Below are 24,895 nucleotides of genomic sequence, written 5' to 3'. Positions count from 1 at the left end.
CCGGAGTGCTCCGATGTCCCGTCTTTCCGCCGCCGTGCTGCTCGCCAGCCTCTGCCCCGGCCTGCTGCTCGCCGCCGAACAACCCAAGCCGCCGTCATCCTTCACCCAGGCCGCCCAGGAGCAGGTGCGCCAGTCGCTGCCCTTCAATGACCGCGCCGATTTCGAGCGGGTGGAAAAGGGCCTGATCAAGCGCCCCGACAACCTCATCATCAAGAACGACGACGGCACCATCGCCTGGCAACTGGGTGGCTACGACTTCCTCAAGGCCGCCAAGGACGTCGCCAGCGTCAACCCCAGCCTGCTGCGCCAGGCCCAGCTGAACCTCAGCTACGGCCTGTTCAAGGTCACCGACGGCATCTACCAGGTGCGCGGCTACGACCTGGCCAACACCACCTTTATCGAAGGCAAGACCGGCTGGATCGTCATCGACACCCTGACCACGCCGGCCACTGCCAAGGCGGCCTACGCCCTGGTGAGCCAGGAGCTCGGGCAGAAGCCGATCCGCGCGATCATCTACAGCCACGCCCACATCGATCACTTCGGTGGGGTGAAGGGCCTGGTGAGCCAGGAGCAGGTGGACAAGGGCGAGGTGCAGATCATCGCGCCCAAGGGCTTCATGGAAGCGGCGATCAAGGAAAACGTGCTCGCCGGCAACGCCATGCTGCGCCGCGCCACCTACCAGTACGGCACGATGTTGCCACAGGGTCCGCAAGGGCATGTCGACATGGCCATCGGCAAGGCCGTCGCCCACGGCCCGATGAGCCTCATCGCGCCGACCAAGACCGTCGACGGTTCGCTGGTGGAGATGGACATCGACGGCGTGCCCGTCACCTTCCAGAACACACCCGGCACCGAGTCGCCGGCGGAGATGAACGTCTGGCTGCCGCAGCAGAAGGCCCTGCTGATGGCCGAGAACGTCACCGCCACGCTGCACAACCTCTACACCCTGCGCGGCGCCGAAACCCGCGACCCGCTGGGCTGGAGCAAGTACATCAACGAGGCGTTGCACCGCTTCGGCGACAAGGCCGAGGTGATGTTCGCCGTGCACAACTGGCCGCGCTGGGGGCACGAGGACATTGTCCGCACCCTGGAGAAGCAGCGCGACATGTACGGCTACCTCAACGACCAGACCCTGCACCTGGCCAACAACGGGGTGACCATCAACCAGATCCACGAGCGCCTGAAGGTGCCGCCGGAGCTGGCCAACGAGTGGTTCAACCGCGGCTACCACGGCAGCGTCAGCCACAACGTGCGCGCGGTGGTGAACAAGTACCTGGGCTACTACGACAGCAACCCGGCGACGCTGAACCCGCTGGCGCCGGAAGAGTCGGCGGTGAAGTACGTCGAGTTCATGGGCGGCGCCGATCACCTGCTGCAGATGGCCAGGGCATCGTTCGACAAGGGCGAGTACCGCTGGGTGGTGGAGGTGGTCAACAAGCTGGTCTTCGCCGATCCGGCCAACCAGGCCGCACGCAACCTGCAGGCGGACGCCCTGGAACAGCTCGGCTACCAGGCGGAGAACGCCGGCTGGCGCAACAGCTACCTGATGGCCGCGCAGGAACTGCGCAACGGCGTGCCCAAGGACCTGCCGTCGATGAAGTCGGGCAGCCCCGATGCCCTGGCGGCGATGGATACCGGCCTGCTGTTCGACTACCTGGGCGTGCGCCTGAACGCGGAGAAGGCCGAGGGCGAGGACTTCGCCATCAACCTGGTGCTGCCGGACAAGGACGAGCAGTACCTGCTGGAACTGAAGAACTCGCACCTGAACAACATCAAGGGCGTGCAGAGCGAGAACGCCGGGCAGACCGTGACCATCGACCGCGCCGACCTCAACCGCCTGATGCTCAAGCAGGTGTCGCCGGTACGCCTGGTGTTCGAGGGCAAGCTCAAGAGCTCGGGCAACCCGCTGCTGCTGGCCAAGCTGTTCGGCATGCTGGAGGACTTCGACTTCTGGTTCGACATCGTCACCCCGCCGCAGAAGAGTTGATCCCTTTCCCCTCCCGCGCGGCCGTTCCCCTGCTGGCCGCGCGTCCCTCGATGGCACGATGCGAGTGATTGCATTGTGCCATTGTTTTTTCCGCCGCCAGTCTGCACCATGCCACCCCTGCGCCCGCAGCTGGTTGTCGGCGCTCGCAGTCGAGTCGTCGCGATCATGCTCAGCCGTTGTTCCAGGATGCTGCGTCGTTGCTGGCCGGGGCCGTTGGCCCTGGTGCTGGCGACGTCGCTCGGTGTCCTGGCGGGCGCGCAGCAGACCGAGTGGGATTTCCAGCGGATCAGCCAGCAGTCCACCCGGCTCTATGGGCCGCTGGGCGAAGGCCAGGTGCGCATCGATGCCTGGCAGAAGCTGCTGGCGCAACAATCCGCCGCCAGCGAGCGTGACCAGTTGCAGGCGGTCAATCGCTTCTTCAACGACCAGCTGCGCTTCACCGACGACCTGAGCCTCTGGCACGAAGTGGACTACTGGGCCACGCCGGTGGAGGCGTTGCTCAAGGGGGCCGGCGATTGCGAGGATTTCGCCATCGCCAAGTACATCAGCCTGCGCCACCTCGGGGTGCCGGCGCAGAAGCTGCGCATTACCTACGTCAAGGCGCTGCGCCTGAACCAGGCGCACATGGTGCTGACCTATTACCCACGGCCCGACGCCGTGCCGCTGGTGCTGGACAACCTGATCGGCAGCATCCTGCCGGCCAGCCAGCGCAGCGATCTGCAGCCGGTCTACGCCTTCAATGGCGAGGGCCTCTGGCTTGCCGGCAACGGTGCCGGCGGCGGCAAGCAGGTGGGCGACAGCAAGCGGCTGTCGCGCTGGCAGGACCTCTTGAAGAAGATGAAGGCCGAAGGCTTCCCCCTGGAGGAATAGCCTTCGATGAATAGCCGCGCAACGAATAGCTCCCACGGGGGGAGCCTGGAGACACGATGTCCCTGTTCAAACAGTTGTTGATCGCCATCTGCCTGTTCCTGGTGGTCGCCTTCAGCGGCAGCTTCATGGTCGGCCTGGAAAGCTCCCGCGAGCAGTACGGCAACCAGCTGCGCTCCCACGCCCAGGACGCGGCCACCGCGCTGGGCCTGTCGTTGACGCCGAACATCGACGACCCGGCGATGGTCGAGCTGATGGTCAGCTCGATCTTCGACAGCGGCTACTTCGAGAGCATCCGCGTGATCGACCTGGCCACCGGCAAGGTGATGGTGGAGCGCACCGGCGTGCCCGACGCGGTGGCGGCCAAGGTGCCGCAGTGGTTCATCGCGCTGATCGACCTGCATTCGGCCGGCGGCGATGCCATCGTCAGCCGCGGCTGGACCCAGGCGGCGCGGGTCGAAGTGCTCAGCCACCCGATGTTCGCCATCGCCAGGCTCTGGCAGAGCGCCCTGGGCAGCCTGCTCTGGCTGGTGCTGTGCGGCATCGCCAGCGCCGTGCTCGGCGCCATCTTGCTGCGCCGCCAGCTGAAGCCGCTGGACTACATGGTGGCGCAGTCCCACGCCATCGCCCGGCGTGAATTCCTCAGCCTGCCGGAACTGCCGCGCACGCCCGAGCTGCGCCGCGTGGTGCAGGCGATGAACCAGATGGTGGAGAAGCTCAAGGCGCTGTTCCAGGAGCAGGCGCAGCGCAGCGAACGCCTGCGCGACGAGGCCTACCAGGACAGCCTGACCGGGCTGGGCAACCGGCGCTTCTTCGACATGCAGCTGAGCAACCGGCTGAGCGCCGAGGACCAGGTCAGCAGCGGCGTGCTGCTGGTGCTGCGGGTCAATGATCTGGCCGGGCTGAACCAGCGCCTGGGCGGGCAACGCGTCGACCAGTTGCTCAAGGCGGTGGCCGATCAATTGCGCCTGGCCGGGCAGGGCCTGGGCGCCGGCCTGACCCTGGCGCGCAGCCGCGGCGGCGAGTTCGTGATGCTGGCGCCGGGGCTGATGCCCGAGGACGCGCCGGCCCTGGCGATGCGCCTGGAGGGCATGCTCGCGGCGCTGGTGAGCACCGGTGCCAGCGATGTCAGCCCGGTGGCGTGCCTGGGGCTGGTGCCGTTCGTTTCCGGCGAGTCGGCGCAGACGCTGCTGCAGCGCGCCGACGAGGCGCTGGTGCAGGCGGAGCGGCAGCACGACAGCTGCTGGGCCTTCCTCCAGGGCGGCGCGAAGCCGGTCGCCGAGGAGCGCCACAGCTGGCACCAGCTGCTGGACGAGGCGCTGGTGCACAAGCGCTTCCAGCTGCACTTCCAGGCGGTGGTGTCCTGCGCCGACCCGCAGGTGGTGCTGCATTACAAGGTGCTCTCGCGCCTGCCGGACGGGCAGGGCGGCAGCCTCGCCGCCGGGCGCTTCCTGCCCTGGCTGGACCGCTTCGGCTGGACCGCGCGGCTGGACCTGCTGATGCTCGAAAGCGTGCTGGCCGACATGGCCCGGCACAATCGCCCGCTGGCGCTGAACCTCTCCAGCGCGCTGCTGCGCGATGAGTGGGCGACCACCCGCGTCTTCGACCTGCTGCGCCAGCACCCGCAGTTTGCCGGGCGCCTGACCCTGGAGCTGGAGGAGGACCAACTGCCGGCGCAGCCGGTGCTCGAAGCCCTGACCCGCCGCCTGGGCGAGCTGGGCTATCGCCTGAGCCTGCAGCACTTCGGCGGGCGCTTCAGCATGATCGGCAACCTGGCGCGGCTGGGGCTGGCGTACCTCAAGGTGGATGGCAGCCACATCCGCCATATCGATCAGGAGAACGACAAGCGCCTGTTCATCGAGGCCATGCAGCGCGCGGCGCACAGCATCGACCTGCCGCTGATCGCCGAACGCGTGGAGACGGCGGGGGAGTTCCGGGTGCTGAAGGAGATGGGCATCCAGGGCGTGCAGGGGCAGCTGTTTGGTGGGCCGGCGCCTTGGTGATGGGTGTTCGCGCCGGCTGTTCGCGAGCAAGCTCGCTCCTACAGGTTGGTGCCGGAGTTACCGGTTGCGTAGGAGCGGACCTTGTCCGCGAAATCCTTTGCGGCGGGCTCCTCTCTTACCGGGAATCACTGGATTGCAACGCCTTGTAGGAGCGGGCCATGCCCGCGAACCGTCGGCAGCGCGTAGGGCGTATAACGCGCCAGCGTTATCCGCCGTCCTGGCATCGGCGGATAACCCGTTCCGGGTCATGCGCCTTACATATTTTTGCTTCAGGTGGTGAGTTGCTGCGCCGCTTCGGCGTGCGCTCGGACTTCCGGTTTCGCCCCCTCGGGCGACCTACTTTGCCAAACGACGCAAAGTAGGCAAAGGTCTTGCCCCGGACATCCGGTTTTTCGCTCAGGCGAAAAATTCCCTCGTTGAAGCGAAGTTTCAGGGGCACGCGTCGAAGGACCATCCCTGGCCCATCGACGCTCTCGCGACATCCATGTCGCTCAACCCCTGAAACTCCGCTTCCTCTCGGCCTCCTGATCGGGGCAGTGGGAGCGCGCGGGTGTTTTTCTGGAAGTCTCGCCGAACCAAAGCTGAACGTACGAGCTCTTCGTAGGAGCGAGCTTGCTCGCGAACCCCCAGCGCCGAACTTACCCTGTAGGAGCGGGCCATGCCCGCGAACCGCCGGCAGGGCCGGCGTATCAGGCAGCTCGCTGCTGGGCAACCGAAGCCAGCAGGCGTCGGCCCAAAGAAAACGGGGCTCAGATCAGCCCCGTTTCCTCGTCGTCGTTGATCAGCCGGGTCAGCCCGCCCAGCGCCTCGCGCGCCTGGGTGCGGTTGAGCAGCTTGGAGCGCGCCGCCGGCGGCAGGTCGGTGATGCGGATGACGCCCTTGGTGATCAGCACCGAGATCAAGTCCTCCAGTACCCGGATCATGTCCAGGTCGCTCTGCTTGAGCTGCAGCAGGCTGCTCTCGGCCGCCCAGGCCTGGATGTCCGGATGGTCCGCCGGCAGGGTGCCGGTGGCGCCTTCGAATTCGGCGTCCTCGACGCGGGAAATCTTCCCCTCGGCGTTGCGCTGGATGTACAGCATCGACCCGTCCCCTGTTTCGTGATGTGAAGGGGCGACAGCGCAGCCACCCCGAAGGGTGGCCCGCTGTCGCCGTGTCAGAGCCTGACCGGTTGGAAGCCGTGGGGCAACCGCGGATCAGTGATGCTCAGTCTTGACCACCGGGTCGGAACCCGCCACCAGCTTGTTGACGATCTCGGTGGAGGTCGAGCCGTAGGCGGAGAGGTCGACGCCGCTCAGCTTGATGGTGACGTCCGCCGCGCCGCCGTTGTTGATCTGCCCGGTGGTGCTCACCTGCAGGGTCGAGGTCGCGGTGTCCACCTTCAGGTAGCTGAGGATGTCGTTGTGCGCGGTGTCCGGCAGCAGGTCGCTGATGTCGATGCGGTCGCCTTCACCGGCCTTGAAGTCGGTGATGGTGTCGTTGCCGATATCGCCGGCCTTCCAGATGAAGGTGTCGGCACCCGCACCGCCGGTGAGGATGTCGTCGCCCTTGCCGCCGGTGAGCTGGTCGTTGCCGGTGCCGCCGAAGAGGATGTCGTTGCCATTCTCGCCGAACAGGAAGTCGTTGCCGCCCTGACCGTAGAGGATGTCGTTGCCATCGCCGCCGTACAGGTGGTCGTCGCCGCCGCGGGTATCGCCGTCGACGTTGAACAGCGCGTGGTTGGCCTTGATGTAGTCGTACATCTCGTCGCTGGTGGCGGCATGGCCGTTCTTCAGCTCGAGGAACGCCGACAGTGCGCTGACACCGGAGCCCGCTGGCAGGTCGGCCGGTTTCGCCGGGTTGCCGTTGACACCCCAGGGGAGGTTATCGGTGTTGATGGTGTCACCGAAGATGATGTCGTCGCCCGCGCCACCGGTGATGGTGTCGTGGCCCGAGGGCGCCAGCTCGGTGGAGGTGGAGCCGCCGTGCAGGGCGGCGGTGAGGTCGCTGGCCTGCTTGACGATGTCCACCTGGCCGACCGGGGCGTAGCTGTTGATGATCTGCTTGAGGTTGTCGATGGTGACGCCGGCTGCCTGGTTGTTGCTGGTGGCATCGTTCAGCACGAAGTCGAGGCGGTAGGTGCCCTCACCCACGACATTGTCGGTGGTGTAGGTGGTGTTGCTGGCATTGAAGTTCAGCGTATGCGACTCGACTTCGCTCCAGACGCCGTTGCCTTCGCTCTTCATCAGTTTCCAGGTGAAGGTATCGCCGCTGCGCATGCTGTCGGCGAAGTCGAAGCTGAAGCTCGAGGTGGCGTACTTGGCGACGGTCAGCTCGGCGCTGTTCACCGTGGTCGCGCCGGCCGCGTTGGTGTCGGTCATGCTCAGCTTGCCGGATGCGACACCGGCGCTGCCGGTCGAGCTCGGCGACAGCGTCCACTTCGCCAGGCTGGCGCTGTTGTCGAAGGTGGACAGCGTGGTGGTGGCGGTGGTGTAGACCGAGCCCATGCCGGTGACGCTGGTGTTGTCGAAGTACTTGAGCGTGCTCTCGTTGACGCCGGTGCCGATACCGATGGCGCGCACCTCGCTGAGCGCCGACAGGCTGGCGAAGGCCTGGGTGGTGTTCTGCATCAGGGAGCCGCTGCCGCTGGACTCGGTCGGGTCGCCGTCGGTGAGGAACAGCGTGACATTCTCGTAGCCGTTCTTCTGCGTGTTGAACCAGTTGACCGCCTGGCCGAAGGCTTCCTGGTAGTCGGTGCCGCCGGAAGCCTGCAGGCCCTGGTTCTGGTTCTGGCCGATGGCGTTGATCAGTTGATCGATATTCGCATCGGACAGGTCGGTGATGCTGACCTTCAGGCTGGCGGTGCTCTGGAAGCCGATCAGCGAGATATTGATGATCCCGTCATGGCCCTTGAGCTCGTTGGCCAGGTTGATCAGCGCGTCCTTGACCAGCTTGATCCGCGAGTTGGCGTACGCCGCGCCGGACTGGCCGGCGAGGTTGTAGGACATGCTGCCGGAGGTGTCGACCACCAGGGCGATGTTGTAGTTGGTGCCGCCCTGGGTGAGGGTCTTGATGCCGCCGACATCGCCCAGGATCACGTCGTCGCCCGAGCCACCGGTGAGGGTGTTGTCGCCGTTGGGGTTGGTCGCCGGGATCTGCACCTGGCCGACGTGGATGTCGAAGCCGTAGGTCGGCGAGGTGTCGACGCCGCCGTTGGCCACGCCACCGCTGTCCTGGACGGCGAAGCTGAAGTGGCCGTTGGCGCCGGAGGCGTCCGGCACGAAGGTCAGCTTGCCGCCGGCCACATCGCTGGCGCTGATGGCCTGCCCGGCCTTCACCGCGGTGCCGTTGAGCAGCAGGGTACCGGCGTCCGGCAGGGCCTTGACGAGGATGTTCTGCAGGCTGTGGTTCTGGCCGTTGGCGGAGTCCGCGGTGTCGCTGAAGGCGAAGTCCTTGAGGGCGAAGGTGTAGGTCTTGCCGGCATAGACGCTGGCCGAGCCGTCGGCCGACAGCGGCGCATCGTTCACCGGAGTGACGTTGAAGGTCAGGGTGCTGGAGGCACTGGAGAAGCCGTCGTGGCTGTCCTGCACGGAGAACTTCAGGGTGGCGTAGGCGTTGCCCGCAGCGTTGGCCACCGGGGTGTAGACCAGGCTGGCGAGCAGGCTGACGGCGATCACCTGGCCGGCGGTCACCGACTGGCCATTGAGGCTCAGGCTGCCAGCGGTGGGCAGGCTGTCGATGCGGATGGCCTTGAGCGCGTCGCCGGCGTCCTTGTCGCTGAAGCCGAAGTCGCTGGCGCTGAAGCTGCGCTTGCCGTCCTCGTTCAGGGTCACGGTGCTGTCGGTGGCGGTGGGCAGGTCGTTGCTGCCGGTCACGGTGATGGTCACGGTGGCCGGTGCGCTGACCGCGCCCTGGGCATCCCTGGCGGTGTAGGTGAAGGTCACCTGGCGCGATTCGCCGACGTTGAGCGCGTCGAAGTCAGTGCCGGGGTTGAACACGTAGCTGCCGTTGGCGTTGAAGGTGAGGCTGCCGTTGCCGGCGCCAACGTCCTTCACCAGGGCATAGCCGTTGGGGTTGACCGCGCTGTCGATGTCGCTGGCAGCCGGCACCACGCCGCTGAGGCTGTTGTTCTCGCCGGTGGTCTGCTGGTCGTTTTTGGCCTCCGGTGCATCGTTCACCGGGTTGATGCCCACGGTGACGGTCGCGGTGCTGGTGCCGCCGTGGCCATCGCTGATGGTGTAGGTGAAGCTGCCGGTACCGTTGAAGTCCTTGGCCGGGGTGAACACGACGTTGCCGTTTTCCAGCTTCACGCTGCCGTTGACCGCGTTCTGCACGCTGACGATCGACAGGGCGTCGCCGTCGACGTCGCTGTCGTTGCCCAGCAGGGTCTGCGGGGCGATGGTCAGCGCGGTGTCTTCGTTGGTCACCAGCTCGCTCACCGCGTGGGTCAGCGCCGTGCCGCCGAGCACGCTGTAGGTGCCGCCCTGCGGGCGCATTTCCACCTGCAGCTGGGCCTGGCCGCCCTGGTCCCAGTAGACGATCTCGATGCTGTGGCTGCCGCTCTGGGCGATGCTGAAGACCGCCGATTCACGACCGGTCGGGCTCTGGTTGGCGTCGAACTTGAACACCTCCACGCCGTCGATCCTGATGCTGAAACCGTCGTCGGCATTCACCCGCAGCTGATAGTTGCCGGCGTTGAGGTTGATCGCCCCGGTCAGCTGGATGATCGCGTCGGAGGTGTTCGCCGGGTCGCTGCTCAGGGAGTTCGCATCGTTGCCGAGGAACTTCTGCAGGTTGCCGTCGCCGCCCAGGTCACCGCCGCTGAGGCTGTAGTTCAGCGAGGTGGCGGTGAAGGTGGCGGCGGCCGCCTTGCCGGTGATGAACGAGGAAACCTGCGACAGGCTGGTCAGGTTGCTGCCATCGACGCCCTCGCGGTAGCCCCAGTAGCTGCCCTTCAGGCCGCTGAGGGTGAAGGTGTCGTTCACCGCCAGCGGGGCGTCGTTCACCGGGGTGACGTTCAGGGTCAGGGTGTTCGGCGTGGTGTCGAACGCATTGGCGCTGTCCTTCACCGAGAAGGTGAAGCTGGCGTAGTTGTCGCCGTTGGCGTTGGCGGCCGGGGTGAACACCAGCTTGCCGAGGTCGGCGGCGCCGATCACCTGGCCGGCGGTCACGGCGTTGCCGTTGAACGTCAGGGTGCCATGGGTGGGCAGGCTGTCGATGCGCACGCCGCTGAAGGTGTCGCCGCTGTCCACGTCGGTGAAGCCGAAGTCGGCGGCGCTGAAGTTGCGGCTGCTGTCTTCGTCCAGGGTGACGGTCTTGTCGGCGCCGTTGGGGGCATCGTTGCTGCCGTTGACGGTGAGGGTGATGGTCTTCGGATCGCTGAGCGCGCCGGCGTCGTCCTTCGCCTGGTAGGTGAAGGTGACGGTTTCGCTCTGCCCGGCGGCCAGGTGGTCGAAGGCGTTGCCCGGCGTGAAGGTGTAGCTGCCGTCGGCGTTGAACACGAGGCTGCCCTTGCCCTGGGCGACGTCGGTGGCCAGCTGGTAGCCGACCACGGTGCCGTCGATATCGGTGGCGGTCGGGACCTGGCCGTGCAGGACGGTGTTCTCTTCGGTCGAGGCGGTGCCGTCGACGGCAATCGGGCGGTCATTGCTGCCGGTGACGGTGATGGTGACGGTCTGCGGGTCGCTCAGTGCGCCGGCGTTGTCCTTCGCCTGGTAGGTGAAGGTCACGGCTTCGCTCTGGCCGGCGGCCAGGTGATCGAAGGCGGTGCCCGGCGCGAAGGTGTAGCTGCCGTCGGTGTTGAAGGCCAGGGTGCCCTTGCCGGCCGCCACGTTGGTGGCGAGCTGGTAGCTGGCGACGCTGCCGTCCACATCGGTGGCGACCGGGACCTGGCCCTGGAGCACGGCGTTCTCGTCGGTGGTCTGGCTGTCGGCAAAGGCGACCGGCGCGTCGTTGGTGCCGTTGATGGTGACGGTCACGTTGCTGCTGGTGCCATCGGCGGCCTTCACGACGAAGGTGTCGGTGACGTGCTCGCCGGCCTTCAGCTCGTTGAAGGCGGAGTGGGCCACGTAGGTCCAGCTGCCGTCGGTGGCGATGCTGAAGGTGCCGTAGGTGCCGGCGGTGTTGGTCTGTGCCTGGAAGCTGGCGGGCCCGTCGACGTCGGTGACGTTCAGCTTGCCGTCGAGGGTGACTGGGACGTTGGTTTCATCGGCGCTGGCGCTGGCCTGGCCGGTGATGACCGCCGCGTCGTTGCTGCCGGTGACGGTGATGGTGATGGTCTGCGGGTCGCTCAGTGCGCCGTCGTTGTCCTTCGCCTGGTAGGTGAAGGTCACGGCTTCGCTCTGGCCGGCGGCCAGGTGGTCGAAATCGCTGCCCGGCGCGAAGGTGTAGCTGCCGTCGGCGTTGAAGGTCAGGGTGCCCTTGCCGGCCGCCACGTTGCTGGCGAGCTGATAGCTGGCAACGCTGCCGTCCACATCGGTGGCGACCGGGACCTGGCCCTGGAGCACGGCGTTCTCGTCGGTGGTCTGGCTGTCGGCGTAGGCGACCGGTGCGTCGTTGTTGCCGTTGACCGTGATGGTGATGGTCTGCGGATCGCTCAGCCCGCCGTTGTTGTCCTTGGCCTGGTAGGTGAAGGTGACGGTTTCGCTCTGGCCGGCAGTCAGGTGGTCGAAGGCGCTGCCCGGGTTGAAGCTGTAGCTGCCGTCGGCGTTGAAGGTCAGGGTGCCCTTGCCGGCCGCCACGTCGCTGGCCAGCTGGTAGCTGGCGATGCTGCCGTCCACATCGGTGGCGCTCGGAACCTGGCCGTTGAAGACGCTGTTTTCGTCGGTGGCCGCGGTGCCGTCGAAGGCGACCGGGTTGTCGTTGGTGCCGACGATGTTGACGGTCACGGTGGCGCTGGTGCCGTCGGCGGTCTTCACGGTGAAGGTGTCGGTCAGGGTCTGGCCGACCTTCAGTTCGTTGTAGGCGCTGCTGGCGACGTAGGTCCAGGCGCCGTCGGTGCCGAGGTTGAAGGTGCCGTACTTGCCGGCCACATCGCTCTGCGCCTGGAAGGTTGCCGGGCTGTCGACGTCGCTCGCGTTGAGCTTGCCGCCGGTGCTGACCGGCGCGTCGGTCTCGTTGACGCTGCTGGACTTCACGCCGCTGATGACGGCGGCGTCATTGCTGCCGGTGACGGTAATGGTGATGGTCCGGGGCTCGCTCAGCGCGCCGTTGTCGTCCTTCGCCTGGTAGGTGAAGGTGACGACCTGGCTCTGGCCGGCGGCCAGGTGGTCGAAGTCGCTGCCCGGCTCGAAGTGGTAGGTGCCGCTGGAGTTGAAGTTCAGCGAGCCGTTGCCCTGGCCGACGTCGGTGACCAGCTGGTAGCCGGAGACCTTGCCATCCGGATCGGTGGCGGCCGGTACCTTGCCATTGACGCGGCCGTTCTCGTCGATGGTGACGCTGTCATCGTACGCGGTGGGGGCGTCGTTGGTGCCCAGGATGTTCACGGTGACGCTGGAGCTGGTGCCGTCGGCGGCCTTCACGGTGAAGGTGTCGGTCAGTTGCTCGCCCGGCTTCAGCTCGTTGTAGGCGTCCTTGGCGACGTAGGTCCAGGTGCCGTCGGTACCGAGGTTGAAGGTGCCGTATTTGCCGGCGACATTGGTCTGGGCCTGGAAGGCGTCCGGGCCGTCGACGTCGCTGACGTCCAGCTTGCCGGTGGTGGTGATCGGCGCGTTGGTCTCGTCCACGTTGACGATCTTCGCCCCGCTGATGATGGCGGCATCGTTGCTGCCGTTCACGGTCAGGGTCAGGACGTTCTCGTCGGTGGCGCCCTTGTCGTCGGTGACGATGAACTTGATCTGCAGCTCGAGGGTTTCGCCGGCGCCGAGCGTCTGGTAGTCGGCGTGGTTGCCGTCGAAGCTCCAGGTGCCGTTGGCGTTGAGGGTGAAGCCGCTGGGCGCGGCGTCCTTCAGGCTGAAGTACAGCGCGTGGCCGTCATCGATATCGGTCGCGGTGAGGGTGCCGCCGCTGATCTTGTCTTCATTCACCGAGGCGCTGGCCGCCTTGGCCACCGGCGCATCGTTGGTGCCGATGACGGTGATGGTCAGGGTGCTGGCGCTCTTCGCACCGAACTGGTCGGTGACGCTGTAGTTGACGGTGAAGACCTGGGTCGCGCCCACGGCCAGGTGCTGGTACGCCGCGTTGCTGGCGTCGAAGCTCCACTTGCCGCTGCTGTCGCTGCTGAAGCCCGCCGGCAGGCTGCCGGTGGTGGCGAAGGTCAGCACGGCGTTGTGGTCGACATCGCTGCCGGCCAGCTGGCCACCGATCTTGCTGTCTTCGTAGACGGTTTCCTTCATCACCCCGGCGACGGGTGCGTCGTTGGTGCCGGTGACGGTGATGGTCAGGGTGCTGGTGCCGGTGGCGCCGTGCTCGTCGGTGACGGTGTAGTGGATGACCACCGCCTGCTGCTCGCCCTGGGCGAGATTGTCGTAGGCCGGGTCCTTGGCATCGAACAGCCAGCTGCCGTCCGGCTTCAGGGTGAAGCCGGCGGTGTTCTGGGCGGTGCTGAAGGTCAGCTGGGCGTCGTGGTCGACGTCGGTGGCCTGCAGCTTGCCGGTGATCTCGCTGACTGGCTTGAGCTGGTTGCCCAGGGTGGTGCCGTTGGCGCCGTTGGTGGTCAGGGTCCAGTTGTTGCCGGTATGGCTGACCTGGCCGAGCACATTGCCGACGCTCACCTGCGACGGCAGGTTGCTCAGCACCAGGGTCGAGTCGACGAGGGTGTCGCCGGAGTCGGAAACGCCCAGGACGATGGTGTAGGTGCCCGGCTTGTCGAACACCTGCTGGAAGGTCTGCAGCCCCGAGTTGCCGCCGTCGCCGACCACGGACACGCTGGAGAGCAGCTGCACCTTCTGGCCGTTGACCTGCACGTAGGCGAAGTCGTTGAACGGGCCGTAGTCCTGGGTGCCGAACGACCAGTTGAAGCTGACCGCCTCGCCCGGCTGGGTGGTGGTCACGGTCAGGGTGATGGACGAGCCGTCGGTGGCGCCGGCCACGATGCCGAGGTCCTTGATGCCGCCTTCCACGGCGCTGGCGCTGGCGGGAATGGCGAAGGGCGCGTCGTTGGTGCCGACGATGTTCACGGTGACGTTGGCGGTGGTGCCATCGGCGGCCGTGACGCTGAAGGTGTCGGTGAGCACTTCACCGACCTTCAGCTCGTTGTAGGCGCCCTGGGCGTAATAGGTCCACTTGCCGCTGGCATCGATGCTGAACTTGCCGTAATTGCCGAGGGTATCGGACTGCGGCAGGAAGCTGGCCGGGCCGTCGACGTCGCTGATGGTCAATTGGCCGCCGGTGTTCACGGCCGTATCGGTTTCGTTGACGCTGACCGAGGTCTGGCCGCTGATGACCGCGGCGTCGTTGCTGCCGGTGACGGTGATGGTGATGGTCTGCGGGTCGCTCAGCGCACCGTTGTCGTCCTTCGCCTGGTAGGTGAAGGTGACGTCCTGGCTTTCGCCGGCGGCCAGGTGATCGAAGTCGGTGCCCGGCTCGAAGGTGTAGCTGCCGTCGGCGTTGAAGGTCAGGCTGCCATGTCCCTGGCCGACGTCGGTGGCCAGCTGATAGCCGACCACGCTGCCATCGATATCGGTGGCCAGCGGAACCTGGCTGGTGAAGGCCGCGTTCTCGCCGGTGGTCTTGCTGTCGCCGAAGGCCACCGGCGCATCGTTGGTGCCGACGATGTTCACGGTGACCGTGGCGCTGGTGCCGTCGGTCGCCTTGACGGTGAAGCTGTCGGTCAGTTTTTCGCCCTGCTTGAGCTCGTTGTAGGCCGCGTTGGCGGTGTAGGTCCACTGGCCGTCGGCGCCCAGGTTGAAGCTGCCGTACTTGCCGACGACGCCGGTCTGCGCCTGGAAGCTGGCGGCGCCGTCGACATCGCTGACGGTCAGCAGGCCGCCGGTGGTGATCGGCGCGTCGGTCTCGTCCACATTCACGCTGGCCACGCCGCCGATCACGGCCGGGTCGTTGCTGCCGGTGACGGTGAGGGTCAGGGTCTGGGTGTCGGTGGCGCCGTGCTCGTCGGTGACGATGTACTTGACCTGGATGTCGCGGGTCTCGCCTTCGGCGAGGGACTGGTAGGCCGGGTCCTTGCCGTCGAAGGTCCAGCTGCCGTCGGTCTTCAGGGTGAAGCCGGCGGGCGGGTTGCCGGCCACGCTGAAGCTCAGCTTGGCGCCGTCGTCCACGTCGGTGGCGGTGAGCTGGCCCTTGCTGACGGCGTCCTCGGCGGCTGCCGCGGTAGCGGCGTTGGCCTTGGGCGCGTCGTTGGTGCCGGTGACGGTGATCGGCAGCACGCTCGGGGTGCTGGCGCCGTGCTCGTCGGTGACGGTGTAACCGACGCTGATCAGCTGCGTCGCGCCCGCCTTCAGGTGCTGGTAGGCGGCATCGCCCGCGTCGAAGCTCCACTTGCCGTCGCTGCCCAGGGTCAGGCCCGCCGGGGCGGCCTGGTTCAGGCTGTAGGTGAGCTGCGCGCCGTGGTCGACGTCGATGGCTTTCAGCTCGCCGCTGATCTGCGCGTCTTCGCGGACGAAGGTCAGCGAGGGCAGGGCGATGGGCGTGTCGTTGGTGCCGGTGACGGTCAGCGTCAGGGTGTTGCTGCTGGTGGCGCCGTGTTCGTCGGTGACGGTGTAGTCGATGGACAACACCTTGCTCTCGCCGGAGGCGAGGCTCTGGTAGGCCGGGTTGAGGCCGTTGAAGGCCCAGGTGCCGTCCTTGAACAGGGTGAAGCCGGCGGGGGCCTTGTCGTTGAGGCTGAAGCTGAGCTTGGCGCCGTCGTCGACGTCGCTGGCGGTCAGCTTGCCGAGGCTGAGCTTGTCCTCGCTGGCGTTCGCCGAGGCGGCGTTGGCCACCGGCGCATCGTTGGTGCCGGTGACGGTGATGGTCAGCGAGCTGGTGCTGGTGGCGCCGTGCTCGTCGGTGACGGTGAACGGAATGCTCAGGGTCTGCGTGGCGCCGGCCTTCAGGTGCTGGTACTCGCTGACGCTGGCGTCGAAGCTCCACTTGCCGTCGGCATCGACGCTGAAGCCGGCCGGGGCGGCCTTGTCCAGGGCGTAGCTGAGCGTGGCGCCGTTGTCGGCGTCGCTGGCGGCGAGCTGGCCGCTGATCTGCGCGTCCTCCTTCACCGCGCCAGTGGTGGCGCTGGCGATCGGGGCGTCGTTGCTGCCGGTGACGGTGAGGGTGATGGTCTGCGGGTCGCTCAGGGCGCCATCGTTGTCCTTCGCCTGGTAGGTGAAGGTGATGTCGCGGGATTCGCCTTCGGCCAGGCCGTCGAAGTCCTTGCCCGGGTTGAAGACGTAGCTGCCGTCGGCATTGAAGGTCAGGCTGCCATTGCCCTGGCCGACGCCCGTGGTCAGCTGGTAGCCGGCGATGCTGCCGTCCACGTCGGTGGCGGCCGGGACCTGGCCGTTGAAGACGCTGTTCTCGTCGGTGGTGGCGCTATCGGCATAGGCCACCGGCGCGTCGTTGGTGCCGGTGACGGTGATGCTGACGGTCTGCGGATCGCTCAGCGCGCCGTTGTTGTCCTGCGCCTGGTAGGTGAAGGTCACGGTTTCGCTGGCGCCGGCGGCCAGATGGGCGAACGCGCTGCCCGGGTCGAAGGTGTAGCTGCCGTTGGCGTTGAAGGTCAGCGAGCCCTTGCCCTGGGCGACGTCGGTGCTCAGCTGGTAGCCGACGACGGTGCCGTCCACGTCGCTGGCCGGCGGAACCTGGCCGTTGAGAACGGTGTTTTCTTCGGTGGTGGCGGTATCGGCGGAGGCGACCGGGGCATCGTTGGTGCCGTTGATGGTCACGGTCACGGTGGTGCGGGTACCGTCGGCGGCCAGCACGGTGAAGCTGTCGGTCAGGTGTTCGCCGAGCTTGAGCGCGTTGTAGGCGTCATTGGCGACGTAGGACCAACTGCCGTCGGCGGCGATGCTGAACGTGCCGTGGTCGCCGGCGGTGCCGGTCTGGGCCTGGAAGCTCGCCGGGCTGTCGACGTCGCTGATGGTCAGCTTGCCCTCGAGGGTGACCGGGGCGTTGGTCTCATCGGCGCTGCCGCTGGTCTGGCCGGCGATCGCCGCGGCGTCGTTGCTGCCGGTGACGGTGAGGGTGATGGTCTGCGGATCGCTCAGCGCGCCGTTGTTGTCCTTCGCCTGGTAGGTGAAGGTGACGTCGCGGGTTTCGCCCTGGGCCAGGCTGTCGAAGTCCTTGCCAGGGTTGAAGACGTAGCTGCCGTCGGCATTGAAGGTCAGGCTGCCGTTGCCCTGGCCGACGTCGGTAGTCAGTTGGTAGCCGGCGATGCTGCCGTCCACGTCGGAGGCGGCCGGCACCTGGCCGTTGAGCACGCTGTTCTCGTCGGTGGTCGCCGCGCCCGGCTGGGCAACCGGCGCGTCGTTGGTGCCGGTCACGGTGAGGGTGATGGTCTGCGGGTCGCTCAGCGCGCCGTTGTTGTCCTTCGCCTGGTAGGTGAAGGTGACGTCGCGGGTCTCGCCCTGGGCCAGGCTGTCGAAGTCCTTGCCGGGGTTGAAGACGTAGCTGCCGTCCGGGTTGAAGGTCAAGCTGCCGTTGCCCTGGCCGACGCCGGTGGTCAGCTGGTAGCCGGCAACTCTGCCGTCCACGTCGGAGGCGGCCGGCACCTGGCCGTTGAGCACGCTGTTCTCGTCGGTGCTGGCGGCGCCCGGCTGTGCGACCGGCGCGTCATTGGTGCCGGTCAGGGTCACGGTCAGGGTGGCGGTGCTGGTGGCGCCGTGCTCGTCGGTGACGGTGTAGGGCACCTGTACCACCAGGGTTTCGCCCTCGGCCAGGTGCTGGTAGGCCGGGTCCTTGCCATCGAAGGTCCAGCTGCCGTCCGGCTTCAGGGTGAAGCCCGCCGGCGGATTGCCGCTGCTGGTGAAGGTGAGGCTGCTGCCGGTGTCGCGGTCGGTGGCCAGCAGTTGGCCGCCGATCACGCTGTCCTCATTGCCGCTGGCCTGGCCATCCTGGGCGACCGGGGTGTCGTTGGCGCCCTGGACGTTGATGGTGATGACGCGGGTGTCGGTGGCGCCGGACGGATCGGTGACGGTGACGGTAAAGCTGTCGCTCGGGTTCTGGCCCTGGGGCAGGGCGTTCACGGCATTCGCATCGACCACGTAGGTGTAGCTGCCGTCGGCGTTGACGGTCAGCTCGCCATAGGCACCCTTGGCGCTGCCGCTCCAGGTCAGGTTGCGGTCATCGACGTCGGTGGCGGCCAGCTGACCCTTGATGTCGGCGAAGCTGTCATTGGCGGCGGTGTCGGTGATGGCACTGGTATAGGTGCCAGTGGCCACCGGGGTGTCGTTCACCGGGGTGATGCCGACATTCACCACCAGCGTGCTGCTGGCGCCACGGGCGTCAGTGACGATCACGGTGAACGTGTCGGCGCCGTTGTAGTCGCCGTTGGGGTTGTACTGCCAGGTGCCGTTGGGGTTGAGCACCAGCAGGCCGTTGGCCGGAGCCTGGCCGACGCTGTAGGCGATCAGGTCGCCGTTGGGGGCACGGGCGGAGAAGGTGCCGGTGAGCTGGGTGTCTTCGGCGGTGGTGAGGTTCAGCACGCCGTTGCGGCCGTCGGTGATCACCGGGGGGAGGTTGGGCGGCAGTTCGCCCTGGCGCTGGTCGTCGCCGGCGCCTCCGTTGCCCAGGCCGTTGGTGGCATAGCCGATGTTCGCGTCGACGCGACCGGCCGTGGCGTCCAGCACCACGAAGCTGTGGCCGCCACCCACGCCGCCGTTGCCGCCCGCGGCCGAAGGCGCGGCGCTCGGGCCGGCTGCGGTGGGCGCCAGCGCCTGGGTCGGGTCGAGGCCGGCGGCGATGGCCTTCTGCAGGTCCTCGGTGCTCGGCGCGTTGACCGGCTGCGCGGCGGCGTGGTGCGCCTCGCCCTGCGGCAGGTCGGCGCTGCTCCATTGGCTGTCGCGGCCCAGGTCCACCAGCGTGCCCTTGCCGACGTCGAGCGTCACCGCGCCGGAAGCGCCGGTGAGCAGCTGCTCGCCCTGGTAGATGCGATCGCCTTCGACCAGCACGCGCTGGGCGCCTTCGGGGGATACCGCAATCACTTGGCCGATGATGCTTTTTACGACGGCGACGACGCTGCTCATGCACTTCTCCTGGTGAGGCTTGCCTGGTTGCCGACCGGCCGCGAGTGGGGTCGGCTCAGGAGGCATTCCCTTGTCTGTAAGAGCAAAAAGTTTGGCGTCAAAAACATGGCTTATAGCGGTTGGAAATTAGGTATATGCCAATGTATTGACCATTCGATTGCCATCCTAAACAATTGGCAAATCGATGTCACTTTGATATCGGTGGTCCGCCCAAAAAAATTTAGCGTGAAATTCATCACGCTTTTTGAAGCTTTCCTTGCAGCCATTCGCCGGTCTTTTGACGCTGATTGCGGCAATCGAATCGCTGCGGCTATCTCACTGATAAGGATGTTTTTCCTCATGCGCATGCGATTCGCCCACGCCGTACCCTTCGCCCTGGCTTTCGTCATCCCCGCCGCCCTGCCGGTGCAGGCCGATACCCTCAACCAGGCCATGCAGAAGGCGCTGGAGTACCACCCGGAAATCCAGGCCGGGGTGAACTCCCGTCTGGCGGCAGACAAGCAACTGCGTGCGGCGAAGGGTGGCTATCTGCCGTCCGTCGACCTGACCGCCGGTTATGGCCGTGAAGGCTCCGACAACACCACCACCCGTGGCGAAGGCGACCACTGGAAGACCCTGAACCGTGGCGAATCCAACCTCGCCCTGCGCCAGATGGTCTTCGACGGCTTCGCCACCTCCAGCGAAGTGGGTCGCCAGCAGGCCACCGTCAACTCCCGCGCCTACGCGCTGCTGGGCACCTCCGAGCGCACCGCGCTGGACGTCGCACAGGTCTACACCGACGTGCTGCGCCGCGAGGAAATGGTTCGCCTGGCCGAGGAAAACCTCAAACGCCACCAGCGCGTCTACGACCAGATCAGCCTGCGCAGCTCCCGCGGCGTCGGTCGTCTCGCCGACCAGGACCAGGCCGAAGCACGCCTGGCCCAGGCGCAGAACAACCTGATGACCGAGAAGACCAACCTGGCCGACGCCCGCACCAACTACTACAGCGTGGTGGGCAGCGACCCGGTCGACCTGAGCGAGCCGACCGGCCTCGTCGGCCAGTTGCCCGACGACCTGCAGGCGGCCCGCCGCCAGCTGGTGGAGAACAGCCCGATCCTGCGCTCGGCGGAGTCGGACGTGGCCGCGGCGGAGCAGCAGTACGAAGCGGCGAAGTCGACCTTCTATCCGAGATTCGATGCAGAACTTTCCAAGGGTGCCGATAACAACCTCGATGGCGAGGAAGGCCACAACAACGAATGGCAGGCGATGCTGCGCATGCGCTACAACCTGTTCGCCGGCGGCAGCAACAAGGCCCAGCTGGAGGCCAAGTCCTACGAGGCGAACCAGGCCCTGGACATCCGCAACAACGCCCTGCGCCAGTTGAACGAGGAACTCGGATTGTCCTGGAATGCCCTGAACAACGCCCGCGACCAGCTGCCGATCGCCCGTCAGTACGTGGACTACAGCACCCGCGTGCGTGAGGCGTACCAGAAGCAGTTCACCATCGGCGAGCGCACCCTGCTCGACCTGCTGGACAGCGAGAACGAGCTGTTCAACGCCTCGCGCCGCCTGGTCGACCTGAAGTACACCGAGCTGTTCACCCAGTACCGCATCAAGGCCACCCTGGGCGAGCTGCTCAAGAGCCAGGGCGTGGTGGCGCCGATGGCCGCCGTGGCTTCCGAAGACGTCAAGCCGAAAGTCCAGCTGCCCGGCCTCAACTAACCAGCCCGAGAGAGCATCCGCGTGGATCAAGAAGTCAGCGCCGTACCCTTAAGCCACGATCCGCGCGGTCTGCTCGACGACCCGTTGCTGGACAGCCTGCTGACGCTCTGTCAGCTGCACCAGAAACCGGCCAGCCGCGCCATGCTCACCAGCGGCCTGCCGCTGCCCGGGCAGCGCCTGTCCGCCGAGCTGCTGCCCCGTGCAGCGGCTCGCGCCGGCCTGCAGGGGCGCCTGTTGCAGCGCAAGCTGGAGCAGATTCCCGCCCTGGCCATGCCCGCCATGCTGTTGCTGCGCGAAGGGCGCTGCGCGGTGCTGCTGGGCTGGGAGAGCAACGGCGATGCGCGCCTCTTGCTGTCGGAAAGCGACGGCGGCGAAGTGCGCGTCAGCCGCGAACTGCTGAGCGAGGACTACGCCGGCCAGGCCTTCTTCGCCCAGCCGCAGCACAAGTTCGACCTGCAGCATGGCGAGCTGATCCCGCGCGCCAAGAGCTGGTTCCGCGACACCCTCAAGCGCTCGCGCTGGCTGTATGTCGACGCCGTGGCCGCCAGCCTGCTGATCAACCTGATCGCCCTGGCCGCGCCGTTGTTCGTCATGAACGTCTACGACCGCGTGGTGCCCAACCAGGCCGCCGCCACCCTCTGGGTGCTGGCCATCGGCATCAGCGGCGCCTACCTGTTCGACCTGCTGCTCAAGACCATGCGCGGCCTGTGCCTGGACCTGGCCGGCAAGAAGACCGACCTGATCATCTCGGCGACGCTGTTCGAGCGCATCGTCGGCATGAGCATGAAGTACCGCCCGGCGCGGGTCGGTTCGTTCGCCCAGAACATCCACGAATTCCAGACGCTGCGCGACTTCCTCAACTCGCTCACGCTCACCACCCTGATCGACCTGCCGTTCACCCTGCTGATCCTGCTGGTGATCGGCATCATCGGCGGGCCGCTGGTGTTCGTCCCGCTGGTGGCCTTCCCGCTGGCCGCGGGCCTGGGCTGGCTGCTGCAGAAGCCGCTGGTGGAGACCATGAACCGCACCATGGCGCTGGCCGCTGAGCGCCAGTCCAGCCTGATCGAGACGCTCGCCAGCCTTGACGCGGTGAAGGTCAACAACGCCGAGAGCGAGCGCCAGTACCTCTGGGAGCAGACCATCGGCACCCTCAGCCGCCTGGAGTTGCGGGTCAAGCTGCTGTCCACCCTGGCGATGAACATCACCGTGCTGATCCAGGCGCTGGCCGGGGTCATCATGATCATCGGCGGCGTCTACCTGATCATCGCCGGCGACCTGTCCATGGGCGGCCTGATCGCCTGCTACATGCTCAATGGCCGCGCCCTCGGCCCGCTGACCCAGCTCTCCGGGCTGATCCAGCGCTACCAGCAGGCGCGCCTGTCCATGGCCACCACCAACCAGATGATGGAGCTGCCGCAGGAGCGCAACGCCGACGAGCGTCCGCTGACCCGCTCGCAACTGCGCGGAGGCATCGAGATGCGCGGCCTCGACTTCGCCTACCCGAACCAGCAGGTGGCGGCATTGCACGGCATCAACCTGCAGATCCGCGCCGGCGAGAAGGTCGGCATCATCGGCCGCAGCGGCTCGGGCAAGAGCTCCCTGGCCAAGCTGATCGTCGGCCTGCACCAGCCGGAGAACGGCAACCTCCTGGTGGACGGCGCCGACGTGCGCCAGCTGGACATCAGCGAGCTGCGCCACAACATCGGCTACGTGCCTCAGGACATCAGCCTGTTCAGCGGCACCCTGCGCGACAACCTGGTCAGCGGCGCGCGCTACATCGACGACGAGCGCGTGCTGGAAGTCGCCGAGCTGACCGGCGTCAACGAGTTCGTCCGCCTGCACCCGCAGGGCTACGAACTGCAGGTCGGCGAGCGCGGCCACAACCTCTCCGGCGGCCAGCGGCAGAACGTCGCCCTGGCCCGCGCACTGCTGCTCGACCCGCCGATCCTGTTGCTGGACGAACCCACCAGCGCCATGGACAACGCCGGCGAAGAGCGCCTGAAACAGCGCCTGCAGGCGATCATGGGCGAGAAGACACTGCTGCTGGTCACCCACCGCGCCTCCATGCTCAGCCTGGTGGACCGTCTGGTGATCATCGACAAGGGACGCATCATTGCCGACGGTCCGAAGGACGTGGTCATGGATGCACTGAAGAAGGGGCAGATCAGTGTCGCTTAATCCCCAGGGCGGTATCCGCCACTCCGTCCGTGGCTATTTCAAGGGCGGCGACAGCCTCTCCGGCCAGCCGCTTCCGGAAGTCAGCAAGGCGCTGATCGAGGACGCGCCGCGGGTGGTGCGACTGACCATCTGGATCCTCATCGGCTTCGTCGCCTTCCTGCTGTTGTGGGCGCATTTCGCCCAGATCGACGAGGTCACCCGGGGCGAGGGCAAGGCGATTCCCTCGTCCAAGGTGCAGAAGATCCAGAACCTGGAAGGCGGCATCGTCTCGCAGATCTTCGTCCACGAGGGGCAGGTGGTGCAGGCCGGCGAGCAACTGATGCGCCTGGACCCGACGCGCTTCCAGTCCAACGTCGGCGAGACCGAGGCCGACCGGCTGGCGATGTTCCTGCGTGTGGAGCGCCTCTCCGCCGAGGTGGAAGACCGCCCGCTGAACATCCCCGAGGACGTGCGCGCCAAGGCGCCGGGCCAGGCCAGCAGCGAAGAGGCGCTGTTCCACAGCCGCCAGCAGCAGCTCAAGGATGAAACCGACGGCCTGCAGCAGCAGCTGGTGCAGAAGCAGCAGGAACTGCGGGAGTTCGTTTCCAAGCAGGCGCAATACCGCAACAGCCTGAACCTGCTGCGCGAGGAGATCTCCATGTCCGCGCCACTGGTGGCGCAGGGCGCCATGTCGCAGGTGGAACTGCTGCGCCTCAAGCGCTCGGAAGTGGAGAACCGCGGCCAGCTCGATGCCACCACGCTGGCCATCCCGCGGGCCGAGGCGGCGGTGAAGGAAGTCGAGCGCAAGGTTGCCGAGACCCAGTCGCGCTTCCGCAGCGACGCGCTGAAGGAACTCAACGAGGCGCGCACCGAACTGAGCAAGGCCACGGCCACCGGCAAGGCGCTGGAAGACCGCGTCAGCCGCACCCTGGTCACCTCGCCGGTGCGCGGCATCGTCAAGCAGCTGCTGGTGAACACCATTGGCGGCGTGATCCAGCCGGGCAGCGACCTGATCGAGATCGTCCCGCTGGACGACACCCTGCTGGTGGAAGCACGCATCCGCCCGCAGGACATCGCCTTCCTGCGCCCCGGCCAGCATGCCATGGTCAAGTTCACCGCCTACGACTACACCATCTACGGCGGCCTGCAGGCGGACCTGGAGCAGATCGGCGCCGACACCGTCACCGACGACGACGGCAACAGCTTCTACCTGATCAAGCTGCGCACCCGCAAAAGCCACCTGGGCACCGACGACAAACCGCTGCTGATCATCCCCGGGATGATCGCCACGGTGGACATCATGACCGGCAAGAAAAGCATCCTCAGCTACCTGCTCAAGCCCATCCTGCGGGCCAAGGCGGAGGCGCTGCGCGAGCGGTGATCCGGGCGGCATGGCGAAAACGCAAGCGAGTCGGAGTTTCTGCAGGAATCGACTCGCTTTTCTCGGGAAGCGCCGGCAATCTTGAGCTCTTTGCGTTTTGGTTCATCAGGAGCTTGATCATGAAAGGGAATTTGCCGCTGGCCTTGTCTTTACTCGTTGCGCTGGGAGCGCCCACGGTTTTCGCCGAGGAGGCTGCAACCGGTTCCAGTGCCCTAAAGGATTCCGCCAAGGCGGCCGTGTCCTCGGCCATTTCCGCTGGCAAGAATCTGCTGGGGGGAGTTTCCGACGGCGTCACCGAAGGTCGAGAGTCCGCCCAGGGTAGCGATGGTTCCATCGTCGTCTCCAGCCTGGCGCAAATGGACGGTCAGGTCAGCGTTCAGTTGCTCAAGGTCGAACCAGGCGAGGATGGCAACCTGGTTGCCACGCTCGGGTTCAAGAACGCCACCGGGAAGCCGCTGCGCCTGATCAACCTGCGTCAGACCGGCGCGTTGTTGGCCATCGATCAGGAGGGTTACTCCAGCGCGCCTTTACCCGGTGCGATTAATCCGGATGACGTGACCATCCCGGCGAACACCGGAGTGCGGCAGAAGTTCGTGTTCGATGGTCCGACTGCTGCTGTGCAGTCGATCCGCCTTTGGGGACGCGATTTCGCCGTCAAGCCATAATCCCCATGGCGCCTGGAAGCCCCGCATTCGAGCGGGGCTTTTTG

Annotated in this window: 9 protein-coding genes; 7 read left to right on the top strand and 2 right to left on the bottom strand. The window is 66.6% G+C overall.

Annotated elements, in window-relative coordinates:
- Positions 1-13: 13 nt before the first annotated feature.
- The 3 genes from ACNFIA_RS05745 (at position 14) to lapD (ending at position 4,857) form a co-directional block, all read left to right on the top strand.
- A complete protein-coding gene (locus tag ACNFIA_RS05745; protein ID WP_416783368.1) occupies positions 14-1,987 on the top strand; it encodes an alkyl/aryl-sulfatase in 1,974 nt (657 codons plus the stop codon).
- A 165-nt stretch (positions 1,988-2,152) separates the two neighbouring features.
- Positions 2,153-2,857 (top strand): cysteine protease LapG, encoded by a 705-nt coding sequence (lapG, locus tag ACNFIA_RS05740; protein WP_416783366.1) that lies wholly within the window; start codon positions 2,153-2,155, stop codon positions 2,855-2,857.
- Between the two features lie 56 nt (positions 2,858-2,913).
- Positions 2,914-4,857: a cyclic di-GMP receptor LapD gene (gene lapD / locus ACNFIA_RS05735; protein ID WP_416783365.1), complete on the top strand. Its 1,944-nt coding sequence runs from the start codon at positions 2,914-2,916 to the stop codon at positions 4,855-4,857.
- A gap of 749 nt (positions 4,858-5,606) precedes the next feature.
- Here the strand turns inward: lapD and ACNFIA_RS05730 are convergent.
- Together ACNFIA_RS05730 and ACNFIA_RS05725 are read right to left on the bottom strand one after the other, a co-directional pair.
- A complete protein-coding gene (locus tag ACNFIA_RS05730) occupies positions 5,607-5,936 on the bottom strand; it encodes a tryptophan synthase subunit beta (protein ID WP_259753297.1) in 330 nt (109 codons plus the stop codon).
- A gap of 114 nt (positions 5,937-6,050) precedes the next feature.
- The gene (locus ACNFIA_RS05725) at positions 6,051-18,947 is read right to left on the bottom strand and encodes a retention module-containing protein (RefSeq protein WP_416783364.1); all 12,897 of its coding nucleotides are present in this window, start codon (positions 18,945-18,947) and stop codon (positions 6,051-6,053) included.
- A 339-nt stretch (positions 18,948-19,286) separates the two neighbouring features.
- Here ACNFIA_RS05725 and ACNFIA_RS05720 point away from each other — a divergent pair, with 339 nt between their 5' ends.
- From ACNFIA_RS05720 to ACNFIA_RS05705, 4 genes are all read left to right on the top strand, one after another.
- Positions 19,287-20,648, top strand: a complete 1,362-nt coding sequence (locus ACNFIA_RS05720; protein WP_416783361.1) for a TolC family outer membrane protein — start codon at positions 19,287-19,289, stop codon at positions 20,646-20,648.
- A gap of 21 nt (positions 20,649-20,669) precedes the next feature.
- Positions 20,670-22,826, top strand: coding sequence for a type I secretion system permease/ATPase (locus tag ACNFIA_RS05715; RefSeq protein WP_416783359.1), 2,157 nt, complete (start codon positions 20,670-20,672; stop codon positions 22,824-22,826).
- Positions 22,816-24,186 (top strand): HlyD family type I secretion periplasmic adaptor subunit, encoded by a 1,371-nt coding sequence (locus ACNFIA_RS05710; RefSeq protein WP_416783357.1) that lies wholly within the window; start codon positions 22,816-22,818, stop codon positions 24,184-24,186. Before ACNFIA_RS05715 ends, ACNFIA_RS05710 begins: the two co-directional genes overlap by 11 nt.
- A 119-nt stretch (positions 24,187-24,305) precedes the next feature.
- Positions 24,306-24,851, top strand: coding sequence for a hypothetical protein (locus tag ACNFIA_RS05705; RefSeq protein ID WP_017516633.1), 546 nt, complete (start codon positions 24,306-24,308; stop codon positions 24,849-24,851).
- The last annotated feature ends 44 nt before the right edge of the window (positions 24,852-24,895 follow it).

Origin of the sequence: Pseudomonas sp. NY15437, from assembly GCF_048068435.1 — a bacterium.
GTDB classification, from domain to species: domain Bacteria; phylum Pseudomonadota; class Gammaproteobacteria; order Pseudomonadales; family Pseudomonadaceae; genus Pseudomonas; species Pseudomonas nitroreducens_B.
The sequence above is the reverse complement of the archived record's forward strand: the minus strand, read 5'-3'. Positions and strand labels throughout refer to the sequence as shown.